This window comes from Phocaeicola vulgatus ATCC 8482 (genome assembly GCF_000012825.1).
GTDB lineage: Bacteria > Bacteroidota > Bacteroidia > Bacteroidales > Bacteroidaceae > Phocaeicola > Phocaeicola vulgatus.
The window spans coordinates 215,046-236,151 of record NC_009614.1; the positions used below are offsets into that span (position 1 = coordinate 215,046).

Consider the following 21,106-nt stretch of genomic DNA (forward strand, 5'->3'; position numbering starts at 1 on the left):
TATGGAAGAATTAAAACTAAATACCATCGAAGAAGCGATAGCTGACTTCCGTGAAGGTAAGTTTGTCATTGTAGTGGACGACGAAGATCGTGAAAATGAAGGCGATTTAATTGTTGCTGCGGAAAAAATTACTCCCGAACAAGTCAATTTCATGTTGAAACATGCACGTGGCGTGCTTTGTGCACCTATTACCATTTCTCGTTGCAAAGAATTGGAATTACCTCATCAAGTAGATACAAACACGTCAGTTCTAGGTACTCCTTTCACTGTAACTGTAGATAAGCTGGAAGGTTGCAGTACCGGAGTTTCTATCCACGACCGGGCCGCTACCATCCGTGCTCTTGCCGATCCCACCTCCACTCCCGAAACATTCGGACGTCCGGGGCATGTCAATCCATTATATGCACAAGACAAAGGGGTGCTGAGACGTGCAGGCCATACAGAAGCCTGTATCGACATGGCGCGTCTGGCAGGACTATACCCTGCCGCCGCACTGATGGAAATCATGAGTGAGGACGGAACCATGGCACGTCTGCCCGAACTAAGAAAAATGGCCGATGAATGGGGGCTGAAACTAATTTCAATCCGTGACTTGATCGCCTATCGTCTGAAGCAAGAGTCATTAGTAGAAAAAGGGGTGGAAGTGGACATGCCGACTGAATACGGCCATTTCCGTCTGATACCTTTCCGCCAGAAAAGCAATGGTTTAGAACATATCGCTATTATAAAAGGTGACATAAAAGAAGGAGAACCCGTTTTGGTACGCGTACATTCTTCTTGCGCCACCGGTGATATTTTCGGATCCATGCGTTGTGACTGTGGAGAACAACTGCACAAAGCATTGCAAATGATCGAAAAAGAAGGAAAAGGTGCTGTTGTTTACTTAAACCAAGAAGGAAGAGGCATAGGACTAATGGAAAAGATGAAAGCCTACAAATTGCAAGAAAATGGTGTGGATACTGTAGAAGCAAATATCCTTTTAGGGCATCAGGCAGATGAACGTGATTACGGAGTCGGAGCACAGATACTACGCAGTATAGGCGTCACCCAAATGCGTTTGCTGACAAATAATCCTGTCAAACGTGTAGGATTGGAATCATACGGTTTGTCCATAGTTGAAAACGTTCCCATTGAAATCACGCCTAACAAATATAACGAGCGTTATTTAAAAACCAAAAAAGACAGAATGGGACACACATTGCACTTTAACAAATAAAAAAGCTATAACTCAGACGAAATCACATCATTTTTTATGCGATTTCGTCTGTTTTACTTTCATAATTAAGATATTATCCTTTATTTTGCAGCAAGTAAACTTAAACACATTAAAAAATAATAGCAATGAATCAATTATCAGATCGTCTGAATCGTTTGTCTCCTTCAGCAACATTGGCCATGTCCCAAAAAAGTAATGAGTTAAAAGCCCAAGGAGTTGATGTCATTAATTTAAGCGTAGGTGAACCGGACTTCAATACCCCGGACCACATCAAAGAAGCAGCAAAAAAGGCAGTAGATGATAACTTTTCCAGATATTCTCCAGTTCCGGGATATCCTGCACTTCGCAATGCAATCGTAGCCAAACTGAAGAATGAAAACGGATTAGACTATACAGCTGCACAAATCTCCTGTGCAAACGGTGCCAAGCAATCTGTTTGTAATACGATTATGGCTCTAGTTAACGACGGTGACGAAGTAATAGTCCCTGCTCCCTATTGGGTAAGCTATCCTGAAATGGTAAAACTAGCAGACGGAACTCCTGTTATTATCACTGCGGGTATTGATCAGGATTTCAAAATCACCCCTGCACAACTAGAAGCAGCGATTACTCCTAAAACCAAAGCATTGATTCTTTGCTCACCGTCAAATCCCACCGGTTCCGTTTATACCAAAGAAGAGTTGGCCGGCTTGGCCGCTGTTTTGGCAAAGCACCCGCAAGTATATGTTATAGCCGATGAGATTTACGAACATATCACATACAGTGGCAAACATGAAAGCATTGCCCAATTCCCTGAGATTCATGACAATGTAATTATTGTAAACGGAGTTTCAAAAGCATATGCTATGACAGGATGGAGAATCGGGTTCATTGCCGGTCCGGAATGGATTGTAAAAGCTGTAAATAAGCTGCAAGGACAATATACCTCAGGTCCGTGCTCTGTTTCTCAGAAAGCTGCCGAAGCTGCCTATACAGGTACTCAGGCTCCCGTAGAGGAAATGCGCCAAGCATTCCAGCGCCGCCGTGACCTTATTGTAAAATTAGCAAAAGAAATTCCAGGATTTGAAGTAAACAATCCTCAAGGAGCATTCTATTTATTCCCGAAATGTGATTCCTTTTTTGGCAAATCAGCAGGTGACCGCAACATCAATAACGCTGACGATTTAGCAATGTATCTGCTTGAAGTAGGTCATGTGGCATGTGTAGGTGGTACTTCATTCGGTTCCCCCGAATGCATCCGTATGAGTTATGCAACTTCCGATGAGAATATTATAGAAGCTATGCGCCGCATCAAAGAAGCATTAGCCCTATTAAAATAAAATATTCTTTCTCTATAAAAAGAACAGGCATCCGTTTTTTTCTGTGATGCCTGTTTTTTTATTCATAAAGCAGACATACGAGCTTCCAATCAAAACAAAATTTAGATAAACAAAAAAACGACCGTTTCCATCAACGGAAACGATCGTTATTAACTTTAAAGAACAAAATTGTACTGCTTAGCCAAGGTGAATAGCTTCAGAAGGACAAGCATCAGCACAAGTTCCGCACTCTGTACACAGATCCGGATTGATAGAATACTTATCGCCTTCAGAAATTGCTTCTACCGGGCATTCATCGATACAAGTACCGCAAGCGATACAATCGTCACTAATTACGTAAGCCATTTTCGTTAATTATTAAATTATTAGTACTAATTGATGGAGCAAATATACAGCTTTTCTCTATTAGTTGTCACATAGAGATTACAAAAATGCACTAATTTGTATTTAATCTAAATATGATCATTTCATCAAAGCCTGATACATAACCTGTTGCATACGAGGACGGATATTTAACCGCATCAACTGTTTATGGTCAAAAGGACGCGGATAAATCCGATTACTCAGAAAAACAAAAACCAAATGATTTTTCGGATCTGCCCAAGCGCAAGTTCCGGTAAAACCAGTATGTCCTATCACCTCTTCGGGCGCTTCCTCCGCACACGGACTTTTCACACTATTATTCACATCCGGTTTGTCAAATCCCAATCCTCTCCTACTGATTTTTGAGGTATGGGTTAAAAATAAATCACAAGTTTCCCTACTCAGATAACGCTTTCCATTATAAACCCCTCCATCAATCAATAACTGATACACTTTTGCCACATCACGAGCCGTGGAAAATAAACCGGCATTTCCTGATACCCCTCCCATGAAAGCAGCTGATTCATCGTGTACATAACCCTGCAACACTTTTCCTTTACGCAAATAATCCGCTTTCACTGTAGGAACAATTTCCTCCTTTTTGAACTGCCGAAGCGGCAAATAAGCCGTACAGTTCATCTCCATCGGTTTATAGAATTCCTTATCTAAAAAAAGATTCATAGGCATTTTACTGATATTCTCTACCATTTCTTTCAATAACATAAAGTTCAGGCAACTGTAACGATATCTCCTGTCTTTTAATGGAATACGTCCTATTTGTACCATAATGGAATCACGAAAAGAACGATGAAGAAACATACTGTCAGCTACCTGTAAAGGATAATCAGCAGAGAAAGTTTTTGCCATCAACTCTTTTCTATAATCAAACTTATCAATGACATACAGCCGTGTATCTATTTGCGTATGATGACTAGCGTCCGGTCTTGCTCTGTAAAAACTCCCCTTATAACTGTCTTTATCTATAGTCTCCTTATAAAAAGGCCAAAAAGCAGGAATGCCCGACTGATGTAAAAGTAACTCCTCAATAGTGACGCGTTCCTTGTCCGTACCTTTTAAAGCTGGAATGTATTGAGATATGCGATCGGTCAAACCAAATTTTCCTTCATCGTAAAGTTTCATAACAGCCAACAGCGTCGCCGTGGTCTTGGTTAACGAAGCCAAATCATACAAATCATCCTTTTCCACCTTTCGGTCACTTTCATAAGTGAAAGTGCCGAAAGACTTATCATATACTGGTTTCCCATCTTTTAAAATTAGAATCTGACAACCAGGATAAGCCTTCGCCTTGATTCCTTCCATGGCTATCCTGTCTATCTTTTCCAGTATTTTGGAATCCATACCATAATCCTCAGGTCTATAAATACGAGACACTTTAGGAGTTATAGTCACTCCATCACCCGGTTTGAACAAATCGGCGACAGCCACCGACAAACGCCCGTCTGCCACTGCCTTTCCTACCAAGACATCAGCCACATACTCCTGAATAACAGATTCATCAGTATGCCCCAATACTACAGCCGCTGCTTTCTTCCAATAGCCCTCCATATCCAACATAGACTTTAATGGCATCAGAAACACATAAATAACAGGCAAATCAGCCGGAAGCGAATCAAGCATTGTTTTATACTTTTTGTAATCATCCGAAGTAACCACCACAATTACACGCTGACTACCCAACAATCGTTTTCTGATAGCTTCCATCGAATCCGGACGAGCAACAACACGTGTGAGAGAAAGTGTATTTTGCAAACGATTATAAAAAGCAAGCCCAGCACCGGGAGTTTTCCCAATATTCAGAACCACCGTTCCCCTCAATTTTGAATCCAAGGGCAAGATTCCATTTACATTGGCAGGAACCGTTATAGCAGCTTTCTGCAAGCGGAGAATCAACTCCTTCGTTTCCGGACGGTTCAATCGTTTCTCCAGCCCAGAAAGTTGGATGTGAGGTTTATTCTTCAACCCTAAAACATATTTATAAGTCAATACCTTACGACATTTTTCCGTAATCAGTTCTTCTGATAGTTTTCCACTTTTTACAGCATTTAAAACACCATCCAATTCTCTCTTCAAATTACGAGGAGCCAATAATAAATCATTACCTGCTATCAAGGCTTGAGCGCATATATTCTCATTTTGCGAAATACCTTTCATCTCCAAAGCATCTGTAAAAACCAAGCCTTGAAAGCCCAATTCCCGACAAAGCAGATTATAAATAATATGTGAAGAAATCGAAGCCGGATTTTTACCCAATTCAGGTACCTCCAAATGTCCTACCATCATACCTCCCAATCCTGCTTTAACAGCCTCTTTAAACGGAAAAAGCTCAATGCTGTCCAAACGCGCACGATCAAAATTCAAAACCGGTAACGCCTTATGAGAATCCACTTCCGTATCTCCATGTCCCGGAAAATGTTTACAGACAGACAATACCCCTCCATCCTCCAAACCACGAGCATAAGCTACCACTTTTTGAGCCACATTCCGAGGATCACCACCAAAAGAACGGGTATTAATAACCGGATTCCGAGGATTAACATCTACATCGGCCACCGGAGCAAAATTGATCTGCACACCTATCTCCTTACATTGCCGGGCTACTTCCTTACCATATTCATAAAGCAGTTCATTATCCTGTATACATCCCAAGACTCTGTTTCTTGGAAAACGAGGGGTTCCCTTCAAGCGCATAGCCAGCCCCCATTCACCATCAAAAGTTATGAGCAAAGGCACTTCCGCCAGACTCTGCGCATAATTAGTCAATAAAACCTGATCAGACAACTGACCGCCCGAAAAAAGTAATCCTCCTACTTTATATTCTTTTATAGCTGCATATATATTGTTTTTATTTCGCTGTGTCTGAAGAGGAGCCACTGTGTGTATAAACAGTTGTCCTATCTTTTCCTTCAAACTCATTTCAGAAAGCTGTTCATCCACCCATGCCTTACAATCCTGAGTATCCGCCTTCCCCTTTTGTAACAGCCCAGGCATCTGCTGTGCATACGTCATCACACATCCGACGACACATAAACTTATAAATAACAATACGTTTCTCTTCATCTAATTTCTTCAATTATATCAGATTTCCTTATACAACAGCAACTATCAGTTCTTTTCCATCCTTACTTTCATTTTTCCCACATAAACAGCATTTTTTCCCATTTGTTGCAATGGAATCTCCTTGCCATCCAAATTCTTATAAAACAAAGTCTTATCAAAATAAGAATGCGAATGACCTCCCAAGACAATATCAATATTACGAGTATTAAGAATCAAAGTTTCATCAGAATAAGGTTTTCCTTGCCACCCTAAATGAGACAAACAAACCACTAAATCACATTTTTCCCGATTCTTCAATATATCCGCCACACGCTGAGCAGCCTCTATTGGATTTTCAAAAACCACTCCTTCACAGTTTTTTGCCTGTACTAGCCCCTCCAATGCAGGACTCAGTCCGAACACACCTACCTTTATCCCCTTACGTTCCAAAATAACATACGGTTTGACAAGCCCCTCCAAAACAGTTCCCTGTACACCATAATTAGCACAAACAACAGGAAAATCCGCCATTTTAAAAAGACGTGCCATATTATCCAAGCCCAAATCAAACTCATGATTTCCAATAATCCCGGCATCATATCCCATTTCATTCATCAGCTTCACTTCAACTTCACCACCAAACATATTATAAAAAGGAGAGCCTTGTGAAAAGTCACCACAATCAAACAATAACAAATCCTTATCCTGTTTCCGTATTTCTTTTATTAAGGTAACACGACGTACAAAACCCGCTTTTCCTGCAAACTCCGGATTCGGATCAGTAATGGGGATAGGTTCCACACGGCTGTGGGTATCATTAGTATGAAGTATCAAAAGTTCTTTGATATCCTGTGCTGCCAGCGCACAACATACACACAAAGCAGTAAATAATACATATATTCGTTTCATGACGGTTCAGTTTATTCTTTAACGGTAATTCTTCCTTCTATCTTTGAGTCTATTTTCTTCCCTGCTTTAGTCTGCTCATTCACATAGTTCAGAAACAACTGACGCACTGTGGCCTTTTCAGGCAGCAATTTATCCGCATCGCCCACTTTGGCAAAAGCAGTCATATGGTCATTTCCCTCAGCCAAATAATCCAAGGTGGCTACTTTATACTCTTTAGAGTCTTCAATTTCTTTTCCGGCCACTGTAGCATCCAATAATTTTCCATCTCCAGAAATTTCAAGACAAGCGCCACTTAATCCCTCACCATGCACAGCTGCTATATTTTCAAAAAGTTCACGCAGCAAAACCCCATTCATAGTAACAATGCACAATGTATTTTCAAAGGGAGTTATTTCATAAATATTACCGTAAGTTATATCCCCCTCGGGCAAAGCCGTACGTAGTCCCCCCATATTCGTCACCCCCACGTCGGCCATACGGCCTATATATGCAGAAGCAGAATAACGTAAAATATCCGCTACCAAGTTGGATAACTCACTTTCAGGACGAAAGCGATCCATAAAACGAGCGCTTTGTCCTATGACCGGTGACATAATACTATCAACCGTTTTTTGATACGGAGCCAAAACAGCGATTGCAGCGGAATCCGGATTAGCATCCAAAGCTGCTGTCACTTCTATCCTGCTTCCCTCAACTGACGCCAGAGAATAGCCTGAATGACAGCTTGAAAACATAAAAATCCCGGCTACTATTCCTGCCGGAATGATACACATAATTCGGTTTGGTTTCATGTTTATTAGTTGTTTATTGCCCAAATGTAGTTAAAAAAGAAGTTGCAACCAACGATATCAGATGAAAAATAGTTGAATTTAATTTGGCTGTATGACAAAAATCTAGTAATTTTGCACCGCTTTCGCGCAATCGCTGTCAAAGAAGAGTTACTTGATATGTTGCGTTGGTAACGATAAACAATTTAAAATCAAAAAAAATGGATTTAATTAAAATTGCTGAAGAAGCATTTGCTACTGGCAAACAGCATCCTTCATTCAAAGCTGGTGATACTATTACAGTGGCATACCGTATCGTTGAAGGTAGCAAGGAACGTGTACAGTTGTACCGTGGTGTTGTTATCAAAATCGCTGGACATGGTGACAAAAAACGTTTCACCGTTCGTAAAATGTCTGGAACTGTAGGTGTTGAACGTATTTTCCCTATCGAATCTCCGGCTATCGACAGTATCACTGTTAATAAAGTTGGTAAAGTTCGTCGTGCTAAATTGTACTATTTACGTGCTCTTACTGGCAAGAAAGCTAGAATTCAGGAAAAAAGAGTTAATCAGTAAGATTTATCATTCCTACATAAAAAAGGAGTATTCTCTTCCCGAGAATACTCCTTTTTTAATTTACATCCCCTTTACCACGATTTTTTATATAATCATGAACAAACAGACTTGAAATAGCATTTATATTTAATATTGAATCAAACTTAAACCATTTATGAAAAGAATAATGTTCATTTTAGGAGTAAGCATCATTATGGCCTTACTTACTGTTACCGCAGCCTTGGCAGGTTGGTGGCTCGGAGCGTCTCTGCCTCTAGATATATCTGATACCACTCAACAAATAGCAGCATTACTCACCGCTTCTGCTTGTACATGGATACTCTATATTGTAAGTCGCAAAGTACTGACAAAAATCAGTCTCAAACCATACTAAATATATAGTCCATTAAAACAAAAAGGTCAACCGATTCTATATCATTCTCGATTGACCTTCTTATTTAAAATCTTGTTTTCATCATTCCTTATTTTCTGTTTCCTGTATCCCGGACTCTTCCTTTCCACGTAAATAAACAGAAGGTGCCACACCGAATTGTTGCTTAAAACATTTACTAAAATAGAACGGATCATTAATACCTACTTTATAAGAAACTTCGGCTACCGTATAACGATTTTCCAACAACAGTTCCGCCGCTTTCTTCATACGAATAATCCGGATATATTCATTGGGTGAATATCCCGTCACCCCACGTACCTTACGATAAAAAACGGTTCGTCCCAATCCCATCATCGAAGCAAACTCATCAATCGTAAACTGAGCATTACCAATCTGTTGATCCATAACCATCTGTAATCTGTCAGCAAATTCTTTATCCTTATCAGAGGTACAAATAGCCGGTCGTACCATATTCGGATCATTCGAAAATTTCTCACGTAATTTCTCACGTTGCTCTATTAGTTTGAAAGCGCGTGCCAACAGTAGTTTCGGGCTAAAAGGCTTAGTAATATATGCATCCGCACCACTTTCCACGCCTTCCAAATGACTTTCGGCAGAACTCATAGCTGTCAATAAAATAATAGGTATATGACTTGTATCAAAATCATTCTTCAATTTTCGGGTTACCTCAAATCCTGTCATCCCCGGCATCAGCACATCACAGATTATCAAATCAGCATCATACGTACGTGCACGTTCCAATCCAGACGGACCATCCGCCTCGGCCACAACTTCAAAATATTGTCCCACTTCTTCTTTCAAAAACTCACGTACATCGTTATCATCTTCTATAATAAGTACTTTACGCTTATTAAGTGGTGCAGATGGAAGTTCCACGCCCCCTTCTTGCGCCGATATTTCTTCTGCAAGAACAGCTGCATGATGTACTTCCTCCTCTTCCAACAACACATTATGGGGAATCAGAAAATCTTTTTCCTCATAAACAGAAATATCAGTAGGCAAACTGACCGTAAATATAGACCCACCACCTTCATTTTCAGTATATACTATCGTACCTTTATGTACACACACCAGTTCATGTGTCAAATGCAGGCCAACTCCGACACTACTACCCGAAAAGCTACTTTGCATAAAACGCTTAAATAACTCATTACGTTTCTCTTTAGGAATGCCTACACCGGAATCGGCTACCGATATGACCAACTGTTTCTTTGCTTCATCCACCGTCACAGAAAAAGTCACTTTTCCACCGCTGGGTGTATATTTGAAAGCATTAGACAACAAATTATAAGTCACTTTGTCCAAATAACCCTTATCGATAAACATCTTATAAGAAGCTACAGATGGCAAGAACTTGAAATCCATATTCTTAGACTCAGCAGCATCATTGAAACTCAAGAAGATTTCATACAAGAAAGCCATGACATCCGTTTCCTCCAAAGAAAGGGCCAGTTTATTATTCTGCATCTTACGGAATTCCAGCAACTGATTGATAAGACGCAACATACGCTGGGTGCTTTTATCCATGACCTTCAATGAATAAGCCATTTCTTTAGGGATTTTACCACCACGCTGCATCTTTTCCAATGCTCCTTGTATCAAAGTCAAGGGAGTACGGAACTCATGAGAGATATTCGTGAAAAAAACTAATTTATACTCTGTCAGCTGTTTCTCCACCTGTATACGATTACGCAAAGTATTAAAGTCACGCATCAGTCTGAAAGTGATATATAGCGCCACCCCTATCAAAATAGCATAAATAAAGAAAGCCCAAGTAGTTTTCCAAAAAGGAGGAACAACAATAATCTTCAAAACCGTTTCTTTATCTCCCCACACACCGACCCCATTGCAAGCTTTCACCCGCAATTTATAAGTACCGGGTGCCAGGTTCTTATAAGCTGCAAAATTCAACGAAGACGGTATACTCCACTCTTTATCATAATTATCCAACCGATACGTATATTTAGTACTATTCGTTCCGGAATAATCAAATGTAGAGAAATCTATGACAAAAGAATTTTGAAAATATTTCAACTCGATTTCATCTGTATAAATCAACGAACGGTCTAACGGAGAATCCACATCGCCCGGGCGCATGGCAATACCATTAATTCGAAGATTGGTAAAAGCTGCCATAGGAGTTACAGTGGAATTATTCACAATTTTGCCGGGAGTGATAACAACCAATCCATAATTAGAACCAAACATCAGTTTGCCATCCTTACTCACACAACCACTGTTCTCACTATAGACATTCCCCAACGCATATGCCGAGAAAAAGAAATTTTCAAAGGCATGTGTATCCGGATCAAAACGAGAAATACCATATTCCGTTGCAACCCAAAGCTTACCCTCCCTGTCTTCAACAATAGATTGCACCATACTGTTTACCAACCCGTCACTTCCATCATAATGCTCAAAAGTCAAGTTTCTGTAATCACCTTCTGGCATACACATACTGAAGCCTTTTCCTGAAGTACCTACCCATATCCGGCCTTTACTATCTTGATGGATACATTTTATTTCATTACTACGTAACTTACCGTTATTATAAGTAATATAGTTATCCGGGTCATTCATTAACGAATCAGGATTAAATATGTAAACTCCGGCACTGGTGCCCACCCATATCCATCCATTATTGTCTTCCTGTATCACACGAATCTGGCGCTGGCTATAAAAATTGTTCAAAAACCGCTTGAATACATACTTATCCTTTTCCTTCACCGCCAAATTCAATCCACCGCCAAAAGTACCTATCCACATTCTATTCTTCCGGTCCCGGTAAAGAGTAAAAATATTATTATTCCCAATAGACAGAGGATCATCCGAGTGATAAGTGTACCATTTCCCGTCAATACTCAATCCGTTTCCACGGCTACCCAACCAAATACTACCATCAGCCCCTTCCTCAACAGCATAAATGTTAGAATCAAAATAACGACTGCTCTCTATCGTTTTCAAATGAGGGTCATAAATATACAATCCTCCACGACGGGTCCCCAGCCAAATCTTATCATCAGGCATACGGTTGATCATACGCACGGTATTTGAACGGTCTGATAAAGTTTCATCTTCAGGAAAAACACGCTCAGCTCCTTCATTCAAGACCGAAAGACGAGAAATACCCGTATATTCCGAACTGACCCAAATACCACCGGCTCGATCCTCCATAATATATTGCAAGAAATTTGAAGTGATATGACTGAATCCATTAATATTGGATTCGAAATGCTGCAATTCATCAGTTGCCAAATCATAAGCAAACAAACCGTTACCATAAGTGGAAATCCAAACAATATCACGAGAATCATGAACGATGTGGTAACGTTCTTCATCTATATAATTTACTTTATCAGCCGGAATCAGTTGGAAAGACTTGACAAATCTGGTCTTGGCGTTGACATACCATACCTTACCTGTATGATTATAAATCCAGAAATTCCCCCGGTTGTCAATCTGAACTTGTCCTCTTGCTATATTCAGTTCCGTATCCCGGCTCACCTGATGAGTTCTCAAATTAAAGACATAACTGCCATCTTCCGTAAAAACGATCCAATCGTTTTGCAAGCGCATGGTACTATATACTTTACTACCTTCACCTAAACGGGTAACAATACGGCTATCCTCTCCTTCTCTCTTCAACGAAATTGTTCCTGTTCCCGAAAGAAAAAAAACATCTTTACCAAAAGACATCATCTTGGAGGCATCATGATTTTCTTCCACCAATACTGCCTTGTCCCCTACCACTTGAGCTATACCGTCATGGCTACCAATCCATACTCTTCCTTGCTCATCCTCAGATATATAAGTAACATTATTAGAAGGGAGATTATTATTTTCTTTCTTGAAAACCACAGATGTAAATTCACCATTCATATAAGTCACTTTACGACACCCGTTTCCATCCTGCCACAACCAGACATTACCTTCACGGTCAGTCATCTTGTAGCTATACAGTTGTTCATATTCCCCACAACCGGTAAAATCAACAAAGCAATCTTTCTTCAGATCATAACAACTAAACAACTCGGCAGAAGTCGCAATCCATAAGAAACCATTTTTATCTTCTTCCAAATCGCGAATCCGATGGTCTATCAACGAAATTTTATTTCCACCCTCAGGACGATAAGTCACAAACGAATTCCCGTCATAACGACTAAGTCCATTCAGCGTTCCCATCCAAATAAAACCTTTGCTATCCTGATATATATACCGAATTGAGTTATTGGCAACCCCATCTCCCGTAGTCATATGAGTAGAACGCACCTCGACTGATGCGGCAATACTTTGACTGAAAAGAATAAAGAATGCCCATAGAGCATAGATGTGTTTTTTCATATCATTTATCACAGTGTTTTTGTCTTGCAAAGGTATAAAAAAAGAGTGTATCAGAATGAATCGATACACTCTTTTTTATTTTAATCCATATGGAAGACCTCGGGCAGCGGAATAGTAACCGGAGAGTTATCCGGATTCACTTCCATGATATCCGCCATATAGTCCCACCATTTCTGCACGATAGGATTGGCTCCCATATCTTGCGAAGACTCCTCTCCTTTAGTTTTCTGACAAGCAAACAGAATATTTGTATCCTTGTCCCAATAAATGGAGTAATCATATACTCCTCCATCGGACAACATTTTTTTTAATTCCGGCCAAATGGCTGCATGTCTCTTCTCATACTCTTTCTCGAAGCCCGGCTTCAAGAACATTTTAAAAGCTTCACGTTTCATGGTATTTTCCTCCTTTTTATAAAGTCCTTGTTTTTACTTATTTAGTTTCTCCATCCATTACATGGAAAATTGGTTCGGAAGTCTTTTGTTCCGTACGGTAATATTGCACGGCACTATCATTCATTTTAGGATGCTGCTTGTTCAACAAATTAATCATCTCAGCACCCGCCCAAAGTACCGGTCCATAGCCGTGGGCAGCATACACATTGACCGGACGATAATAATAAAAAGCCGGATCAAAAGCCATACCTGTACCTACACAAGTTCCGTCCACCTGACCTTCCACATTGATTTGGGTGGTAACGGCATGCCATCCCAACTGTGCCACCGGACCGTATGCCATAGCGTCAATCCATCCTTTATTGATAGCATGGGCAAAGCAATATACATAAATAGCCGTGGCCGAGGTTTCCAGATAAGAATCGTTACGATCCAGCAACTGATGCCAGAAACCTTCACCACTCTGGCAGGCAGCAAGACCACGTACATGAGCACGGAACAGCTCCAGTATTTTATCGCGCTGAGGATAATCCTCCGGCAACACATCCAAGACCTCACACATAGTCAACAACGCCCAACCATTGGCACGTCCCCAATGGAAAGCAGGATGATCCTGCATACCTTCCACCCATCCATGACGGAAAAGGTTTTTCCCGGGTACCCACATACGGTCCGCAAATTGAAATATCTGACGTACAGCTTCGCTCAAATACATTTGCTTTTTATCACCGGCAATACATGAATACCAAGCTACCGGCGGAATACCCATAAACATATCGTCCAACCACAGCGTATTATGTTGTGGACGGGTACGGGCAAATGTTCCATCAGCAAGACGATACTCCTTATTCACAATAAAATCCATATAATTATCAATCAACGGCTTAAGTTCCGGTGAATTTTCCTTCATCTGCACCTTGACCATAGCCGCACACACCGCCCCGGCATCATCCAATGCATGAGGAGTCAGAATTTGTTTCATCTGCGGATCTACAGTTCCATACTTTTCCAATACCTTACGGAAGTGCGGAGCAACCTCGGCCAGAAACTGAAAACGATCTGTTACATATTTATAATAAGCCTGATCCCCCGTAGCCTCAGCAGCAGCCAACATAGCTGAATAAGTCACCCCCCATTCATAACTTGCCAGACGGAAAGCACCTCGTTCCAGCTGTGCATCAGCCGTCATATTGGCATAATCCGTAATAACCTTACCTGTATTCTTATCAACGACACGAGTCGGAGTATTCTTTTCCAAATAACGAAGGACACGATCCATATCGGCCTTTATCTCCTCTGTAGTGAGCATACCGTAAGGCACTTTGTATGCAGGTTGCAACAAATGTAACGGCGTATTCGAATCATTCAGTACTTCTTTCTTCTTTTGCGCATTCGCACCCGTTCCAGCCAGCAGCAACAGAGCGCCCATCATGCTTAATGTTTTCAGATTCATGGTATATAGTCTTTATTCATTTTTAAATTCATAACCTCTAAATATCCCCTCTTTCAAATCCGGTCCGAAATAAAAACCAGGCTGGGTAGGCTGGTTGTATGCCACATTTTGAGTAGCGATACTGATACGATACACCGGATCTTCCAAGAAAGTATGAAAACGGTATTCAGTCGGTATCCGCGACACATACAGACGAAGTGCCGAATTATCTTCCGTACGGAGCAGCACCTCCTCACGCCAATCACCTATTATATCTCCCTGCAAACAAGGATGGGACTTCGTACCATTATTTGAATCCGTTCCATCAAATATCATTAACGGACGACATACATCGTCTTCCCAATCATACTTGGTTATCCTGTTTTTATCCAGCAACTCACGAAGCAAATCTCCATCCCACCATACAGCCATATTGACTGAAAAGCTCTTGAGGTCAGGACGAATCACTTCACCTTTTATATTACGTACTCCTTTTGAATCGGATGACCACATCTCCACTCCCGGATTGCGCGGATCAACATCAGCAGCCATACACCGGCCTACATCTATACTACTTTTCACCTGAAACAGCACTTCACCCGTAGCCGCATTACGGAAAGTGGAACCATCTTTCTTATTTTCATGACAATCCCAAACCTGCAAGCCTTTTAATCCGGGAGCAAATTGTGTCAGATGCATAGCGTCTCCATGCCCCATACGGGTAGAATACAATCCTTTTCCATCATGATCAATGGCACAAGAACCATACATTATTTCATCACATCCGTCACCGTCCACATCGCCTACACGAAGATTATGGTTACCCTGCCCGGCATAGTCTTCACACCCCGGATTATTGCTGTCGAACACCCAGTGCTGTTTCAAGTTCTTGCCATCCCAATCGAATGCCGCCAGCACAGTGCGGGTATAATATCCGCGGCACATCACCACACTGGGATGTACTCCATCCAGATAAGCCACACAAGCCAGGAAACGGTCACTGCGGTTGGCACGATTGTCTCCCCAGTCGGTCAGCTTACCACGAGCCGGAACATAATCAATTGTTTTCATCGCTTCTCCTGTCAGTCCGTTGAATACGGTCAAGTATTCGTTACCAGTCAGGATACGTCCTTGGTTACGAGGTGTATTCCCGTGGGAATTTCCGTCTGTGATACCCGGTTCACGGTAATCAGCCTTGGCATCACCTATTATCTTTCCTTTTCCATCCTTTGTTCCATCAGAAGTCTTCATGACTACTTCTGCTTTACCATCTCCATCCAAATCAAACACCATAAACTGGGTATAGTGTGCTCCGGCGCGGACATTATGCCCCAAGTCAATACGCCATAGTTTTTCTCCGGTCAGGCGATAACAGTCAAAATAAACATTTCCTGTATAACCATCATGTGCATTATCATGTGCATTGGAGGGGTCCCACTTCAAGATAATTTCATATTCACCGTCGCCGTCCACATCACCTATAGATGCGTCATTAGGACTATAGGTGTATTTTTGTCCCGAAGGAGTCACACCTTCCGCCGGTCTGTCCAGAGGAATATCGATATAACCTGACGGAGCATTAGCCGGCAAAGTATAATTTCCATTCAACTTACCTGTTTCAACCCCATTTATCACCGGTTTTACAGTATATACCGCTTTTTCATTACCTGAGTAAGTATCCCGGTAAAAAGTACCTGTAGAATGGGGAACTTCCGCTATTTTCTCTCCATTTCTATATACATTGAAAGAAGTATTGATCGGATCGGAAGACAGGTAACGCCACGACACCACTACGTCCGATGGATTTTCACGAATGGCCACAACGCCACGCCCCAACTGCTCTTTTTGCAGTTTGGAATAATTGTAGGCCGGTTGGGCAACCGTACCGGTTGCCACACACAGAGCTGCTAAAGCACTCCATAGTTTTTTTTGTGTTTTCATTGTTTATCTTGTTTCTCCTTGTAAATTATATTTTCCTCCACCACATTCTCCGCATTTACCACATTCTTCACAAACTTTGTCACTTCCCCCACAGTCACATTCCTTATTTCCACGTTTTTGATAGGAAGGCGGGCATCGCCTTTCAAATCATAAACAGCCTCGGTACGGTCGCAAGTCACACTATCCATATAAAGTCCGTTGATGAATGTAATGCTATCCTGATAGGTAGGTACCAAATCACGCCACTGGTAAAGCACATCCGTATCCACTTCGAGTACACGTTGCATCTTTCCCGCCTTCACATTTTTCATCCAGATATTTTCAATAAATCCACCACGACGATGATTGGTTTTGGCAAAGAAAAGACGGAATACAGAATCGGGAGCCGTACAATTGTGCATGTACACATTCCGTACACCACCAGACATTTCACTACCGATTCCCAGTAACGTATGTCCTTTCAAGATATTACAATGGCGTATCACAATATTCTCACAAGGAGTATTCAGACGCCATGCATCCTGGTTACGCCCTGCCTTTATAACCACAGCATCATCCCCCTGATCGAATACACAGTTCTCTATCAGGAAGTTACGGCTCATTTCCAAGTCAATTCCATCATTATTATGGCCATGAGCCTTTACATCCAGATTACGTACGATACCACCATCACACATATAAAGATGTATCGTCCAGAAAGGACTCTGGCGAATCTTGAATTCATCCAGAAGCACATTTTTACACCGGTTGAAATGAATCAGATGAGGACGAAGATGGTTTTCTCCTTTTGCCATCTGACGCTGTTCTACAGGTACATCGGTAGAAGCCATCGTATATAACTCTTTCAAAGCATCCATGTGAGGTTTAGGACGTTTGAACCAGATTTTCCAAGTATCCATGATAGGAGCCAGTGTCCCTTTTCCGGTAATAGCAATATTCTCACAATCCATAGCATACAGCAACGGAGAATAGTTATAACATTCCATACCTTCCCATGAAGTCATCACAGCAGGCAGATAATCAGAGGGATTATCTGTAAAGCGTAATATGGCATTTTCTTCCAAATGAAGATTTACATTACTTTTAAAATGAACAGGTCCTGTCAGCCATTCCCCTTCAGGAATAACCACACGGCCTCCTCCGGCCTTATTACAAGCTGCGATGGCTTTGGCGATGGCCTCCGTATTCACTGTTTCCCCACCTTTCACCGCACCATAATCCACAATGGAAAAATCTTGTTCGGGAAAAACACATTCTTTGATGGGTTCCATAGCAAAAGGAGCATCGACAACCACCGTTTTATACTTTGGAGCCGGTGCCGTACATGATACGGCAAAAGCTACGGCCGCAATACCAGCCAAGGATTTTAAAAAAGTCTTCTTCATTTTATCAGTTGTTTTTCATTGTAATTTCTGTATGCACAAATATCCTGAATATCTTTGTTCACCCTATTTTATCCGAGGCATATAAAGGTATATCTGATCCAATACCACACCTTCATCCAATGCGGTAAAAATTAAACGATGGGAAGCTTTCCGTGCAACAGGAAGAACCATCCGTCGGACAGCCTGATTACACAAAACATTCTCCTTCCATTCTTCACTGCGTCCTTTGGTTTCATACGAAACAGCCTCCGTGGCACTTCCATCCAATGAAATGGTAAAACGCAACCGTTCTCCTTCCACCGGATGATTAGGCAACAATCGTACTTCCACCTCTACAGAATCCGTTTCCCATGCAGTAAATTCAAAAGTCAGTTCTTTATTCTTTGACACCGCCACCGCCTTCCCTTCATAGCCTAGCCCTTCACAAATTGCCGATACCCCTTCAGCGCAATCAGCGCCATTCCATGTATAGACAGCCTGACGTTTTTCAGGCAACCCGGACGATAGTGCCTTTCTTTCCACCCGGTTGAAAACCGGAAGTCTGCGTGGTTGGAAATCCATCATACGGTTCCATTTTGTTGTGTTATAGCGTTTTGTCAATGAAACTATACTGTCATACGCCCTGTCACTATCCGCCCAATCAGCCTTTCCATGACGCGCCAACTGGGCTGTCAGCAGTTTGTTATTCATCTGAGCAGCCGCCTGGACAGGATACTTCACCAACTGAAAATAAGTTTCTTTTTTCTGTGCAGGAAGTGCATGCCATTCCTGCTCCACCTTATCTGACAATTGTCTGTATGCTGCCAGACGTTCATTGATTTCCTGCTCACTCCAAGGCAAATCACTGATCACTTTAAACTTAGGATCCTTCTCTTCCGTGCGGGTATTCCCCATAAATTCCGGCTTACGGATATAAGCCAAACGATAAGCTTCCTGCATGACGGGCTGTAACCGGTCAGCCCTATTTTTTCCAAACTCACGCTCCAGGAAATGACGTTGATGAGCAGCAACTCCCTGCTGCTTCACCGCTTCCAAGTTCCATGCCATATCCAGGAAAAGTTCTACCTGATATTCAGCCGGTTTAATATCTCCGACATTCAATATCCACATTTTCTGTATACCCCGCTCATATGCCAAAGACATTTGCTGGTATACCAAGGAAGGATGGACAGTCCCCAACCAAAGATAATCATGCGGACGCCCCCAATAAGATATATGATAATATACCCCGTTTCCTCCCTTACGGGCACGTTCTTCTGCTGTAGGGAAATGACGGATATAACCATAATTGTCATCACACCACATTAGCGTCACTTCATCGGGCACTTGCAGCCCGGCATGGTACACATCCAACACTTCCTTATAAGGAATAAAGACTTGAGGCACTTGGGTCACATCCTTATTTACATATTTAGTCAACAAATCGCGCTGATCCTTCAAGACCTTGGTCAAAACAGCTTTTTGTTCTTCTATGGTCTTAGCACCATTCATCGCACCGTCGTGCACGCCACGCATACCTAAAGTATACAGATTATCCAACCCTGCAACCTCCTTTACACGTTGTTCCCAAAAGGACAAGACATGAGCACTGTTGTGAACATAGTCATACTCTCCCACTCCATCCCGTTTCCACTCACCATTGGTATTCCGCATCATCGGTTCACAATGAGAAGTTCCAATGAAAATACCAAACTTATCAGCCACTTCTTTGTTGCCCGGTGTAAAATAAAAAGGTACAGAACAGCCATGCATAGCCGGCCAGAAGGTATTGGCACGCAGACGAAGCAATAACTCAAAAATCCGCTCATGTGTTTTCGGACCGATTTGTCCTTTCACATCACTTGGCTCGTATGTCTGCCAGCTCCAAGGGGTAAGCCCCCAGTCCTCATCGTTGATAAAAATCCCCCGATATTCTACGGAAGGAGACTGCATATTCCGATAAGAAGCCGGTAGTTGAAAAATCTCTTTCTTTGCAGGGGTCGCATCTGCCCACCACTCCCATGGAGAAACGCCTATCAACCGTGAAAGTTCCATGACGCCGTATGCAGTACCACGCTTGTCACTGCCGGCTATAACTAATTTACCAGTGGAAGAAACAGCCAGCAGAAAAGCTTCTTTTTTATTTTTTATAGGAGATAAATCAACACCTGCCTTATCGATCAAATCACTTTGTCCGATGGTTCCGACTATAATCATTCCTTTTTTACTTTCCGGAGTAACGATTATGCGGGTAGAAAAAACAGACTCTACATCACGATTGAGCAAATTCAAAGCTGTATGTACAACTTCTTCCTCTGAATTACCACAGGCAATAGTCACCGGTTCACCTGATTTCAAGATAAAAGGGTTCTGTCCATATACTGACAAAACAGCTAAAAAGAAAGCTAGAAAAGAAATGAGTTTTTTGTATTTCATAGTTTTTATTTTCAATATTGCAAAAATAAGACGAAATAGGATTGGATTCCATAGAATAAGATACAATAATATGGAAATTCGTCCATAAAGCCTGTATTATTTATCGTATTTACGGTGCTTTTTACACTTACAATAAATTTATAAAAATATAGGGAAGAGCATATAGGAATTTTCTCTTCCCCACATTAAGTATCAATTTTCGTATCCGGGATTCTGTTTTAAATTACTATTTTCATTCAATGAAATCACAGAATATATCTTCCAAAACGGTAGATTACAGAATTCAACAGGCACTAAAACAATTACGGAAAGAATTAAAAGACTACTTACCCTTACTTCTATTCTTTTTTGCCCCTTAATAGGAACCCGTACATCCTATTATATCCTTGTACCCTATCACTTCATAACTGATATGATGATAAGAAGTGTTTCTGCCGGGAATATATGCCTCTCCAAAAGTTGTGTCAATGTTCCCAACGCTTTACCCCGAAACAGAATAGTAGGTTCTTATCTTTCTGATTATGTTCTTCATACAAAACGCTCCTTTTTACAAAAATACAAAATAGGTGCGATAAAATATTACCCTATCCGTCTAAA

At 41.4% G+C, this 21,106-nt stretch carries 14 protein-coding genes and 1 pseudogene; 5 read left to right on the top strand and 10 right to left on the bottom strand.

The window, feature by feature from the left end; all coding sequences use genetic code 11:
• The first annotated feature begins 1 nt into the window (after position 1).
• The gene (locus BVU_RS00725; protein WP_005841905.1) at positions 2-1,216 is read left to right on the top strand and encodes a bifunctional 3,4-dihydroxy-2-butanone-4-phosphate synthase/GTP cyclohydrolase II; all 1,215 of its coding nucleotides are present in this window, start codon (positions 2-4) and stop codon (positions 1,214-1,216) included.
• 125 nt (positions 1,217-1,341) lie between these two features.
• Positions 1,342-2,535, top strand: coding sequence for a pyridoxal phosphate-dependent aminotransferase (locus tag BVU_RS00730; RefSeq protein WP_005853495.1), 1,194 nt, complete (start codon positions 1,342-1,344; stop codon positions 2,533-2,535).
• Between the two features lie 177 nt (positions 2,536-2,712).
• On the opposite strand, the gene BVU_RS00735 is transcribed toward BVU_RS00730, so the two are convergent.
• The 4 genes from BVU_RS00735 to BVU_RS00750 form a co-directional block, all read right to left on the bottom strand.
• Positions 2,713-2,880, bottom strand: a complete 168-nt coding sequence (locus BVU_RS00735; RefSeq protein ID WP_005841910.1) for a 4Fe-4S binding protein — start codon at positions 2,878-2,880, stop codon at positions 2,713-2,715.
• Positions 2,881-2,997: 117 nt separating this feature from the next.
• The gene (locus BVU_RS00740) at positions 2,998-5,976 is read right to left on the bottom strand and encodes a glycoside hydrolase family 3 N-terminal domain-containing protein (protein ID WP_011964634.1); all 2,979 of its coding nucleotides are present in this window, start codon (positions 5,974-5,976) and stop codon (positions 2,998-3,000) included.
• Between the two features lie 45 nt (positions 5,977-6,021).
• On the bottom strand, positions 6,022-6,864 hold the full coding sequence (locus BVU_RS00745; RefSeq protein ID WP_005841915.1) for a bifunctional metallophosphatase/5'-nucleotidase: 843 nt from the start codon (positions 6,862-6,864) through the stop codon (positions 6,022-6,024).
• 11 nt (positions 6,865-6,875) lie between these two features.
• On the bottom strand, positions 6,876-7,655 hold the full coding sequence (locus tag BVU_RS00750; protein ID WP_005853502.1) for a 5'-nucleotidase C-terminal domain-containing protein: 780 nt from the start codon (positions 7,653-7,655) through the stop codon (positions 6,876-6,878).
• A gap of 197 nt (positions 7,656-7,852) precedes the next feature.
• On the opposite strand from BVU_RS00750, the gene rplS reads away from it, so the two are divergent.
• Positions 7,853-8,206: a 50S ribosomal protein L19 gene (gene rplS, locus BVU_RS00755; protein ID WP_005841919.1), complete on the top strand. Its 354-nt coding sequence runs from the start codon at positions 7,853-7,855 to the stop codon at positions 8,204-8,206.
• 154 nt (positions 8,207-8,360) lie between these two features.
• Positions 8,361-8,579, top strand: a complete 219-nt coding sequence (locus tag BVU_RS00760; RefSeq protein WP_032938433.1) for a hypothetical protein — start codon at positions 8,361-8,363, stop codon at positions 8,577-8,579.
• A gap of 81 nt (positions 8,580-8,660) precedes the next feature.
• Here the strand turns inward: BVU_RS00760 and BVU_RS00765 are convergent, their stop codons facing one another.
• From BVU_RS00765 to BVU_RS00790, 6 genes are all read right to left on the bottom strand, one after another.
• A complete protein-coding gene (locus tag BVU_RS00765) occupies positions 8,661-12,941 on the bottom strand; it encodes a hybrid sensor histidine kinase/response regulator transcription factor (protein WP_011964635.1) in 4,281 nt (1,426 codons plus the stop codon).
• Between the two features lie 80 nt (positions 12,942-13,021).
• Positions 13,022-13,336, bottom strand: a complete 315-nt coding sequence (rhaM, locus tag BVU_RS00770) for an L-rhamnose mutarotase (protein WP_005853508.1) — start codon at positions 13,334-13,336, stop codon at positions 13,022-13,024.
• Positions 13,337-13,373: 37 nt separating this feature from the next.
• Complete coding sequence (locus BVU_RS00775) at positions 13,374-14,789, bottom strand: glycoside hydrolase family 88/105 protein (protein ID WP_011964636.1); 1,416 nt, start codon at positions 14,787-14,789, stop codon at positions 13,374-13,376.
• Positions 14,790-14,801: 12 nt separating this feature from the next.
• Positions 14,802-16,709: a rhamnogalacturonan lyase gene (locus BVU_RS00780; protein WP_011964637.1), complete on the bottom strand. Its 1,908-nt coding sequence runs from the start codon at positions 16,707-16,709 to the stop codon at positions 14,802-14,804.
• Positions 16,706-18,094, bottom strand: coding sequence for an alpha-d-galacturonidase (locus tag BVU_RS00785; protein WP_011964638.1), 1,389 nt, complete (start codon positions 18,092-18,094; stop codon positions 16,706-16,708). Before BVU_RS00785 ends, BVU_RS00780 begins: the two co-directional genes overlap by 4 nt.
• Before the next feature lie 63 nt (positions 18,095-18,157).
• Complete coding sequence (locus BVU_RS00790) at positions 18,158-20,509, bottom strand: glycosyl hydrolase 115 family protein (protein WP_011964639.1); 2,352 nt, start codon at positions 20,507-20,509, stop codon at positions 18,158-18,160.
• 254 nt (positions 20,510-20,763) lie between these two features.
• On the opposite strand from BVU_RS00790, the pseudogene BVU_RS21135 reads away from it, so the two are divergent.
• Positions 20,764-20,868, top strand: a pseudogene (locus BVU_RS21135) (RNA polymerase sigma-70 factor); the annotation flags it as partial.
• Between the last annotated feature and the right edge of the window lie 238 nt (positions 20,869-21,106).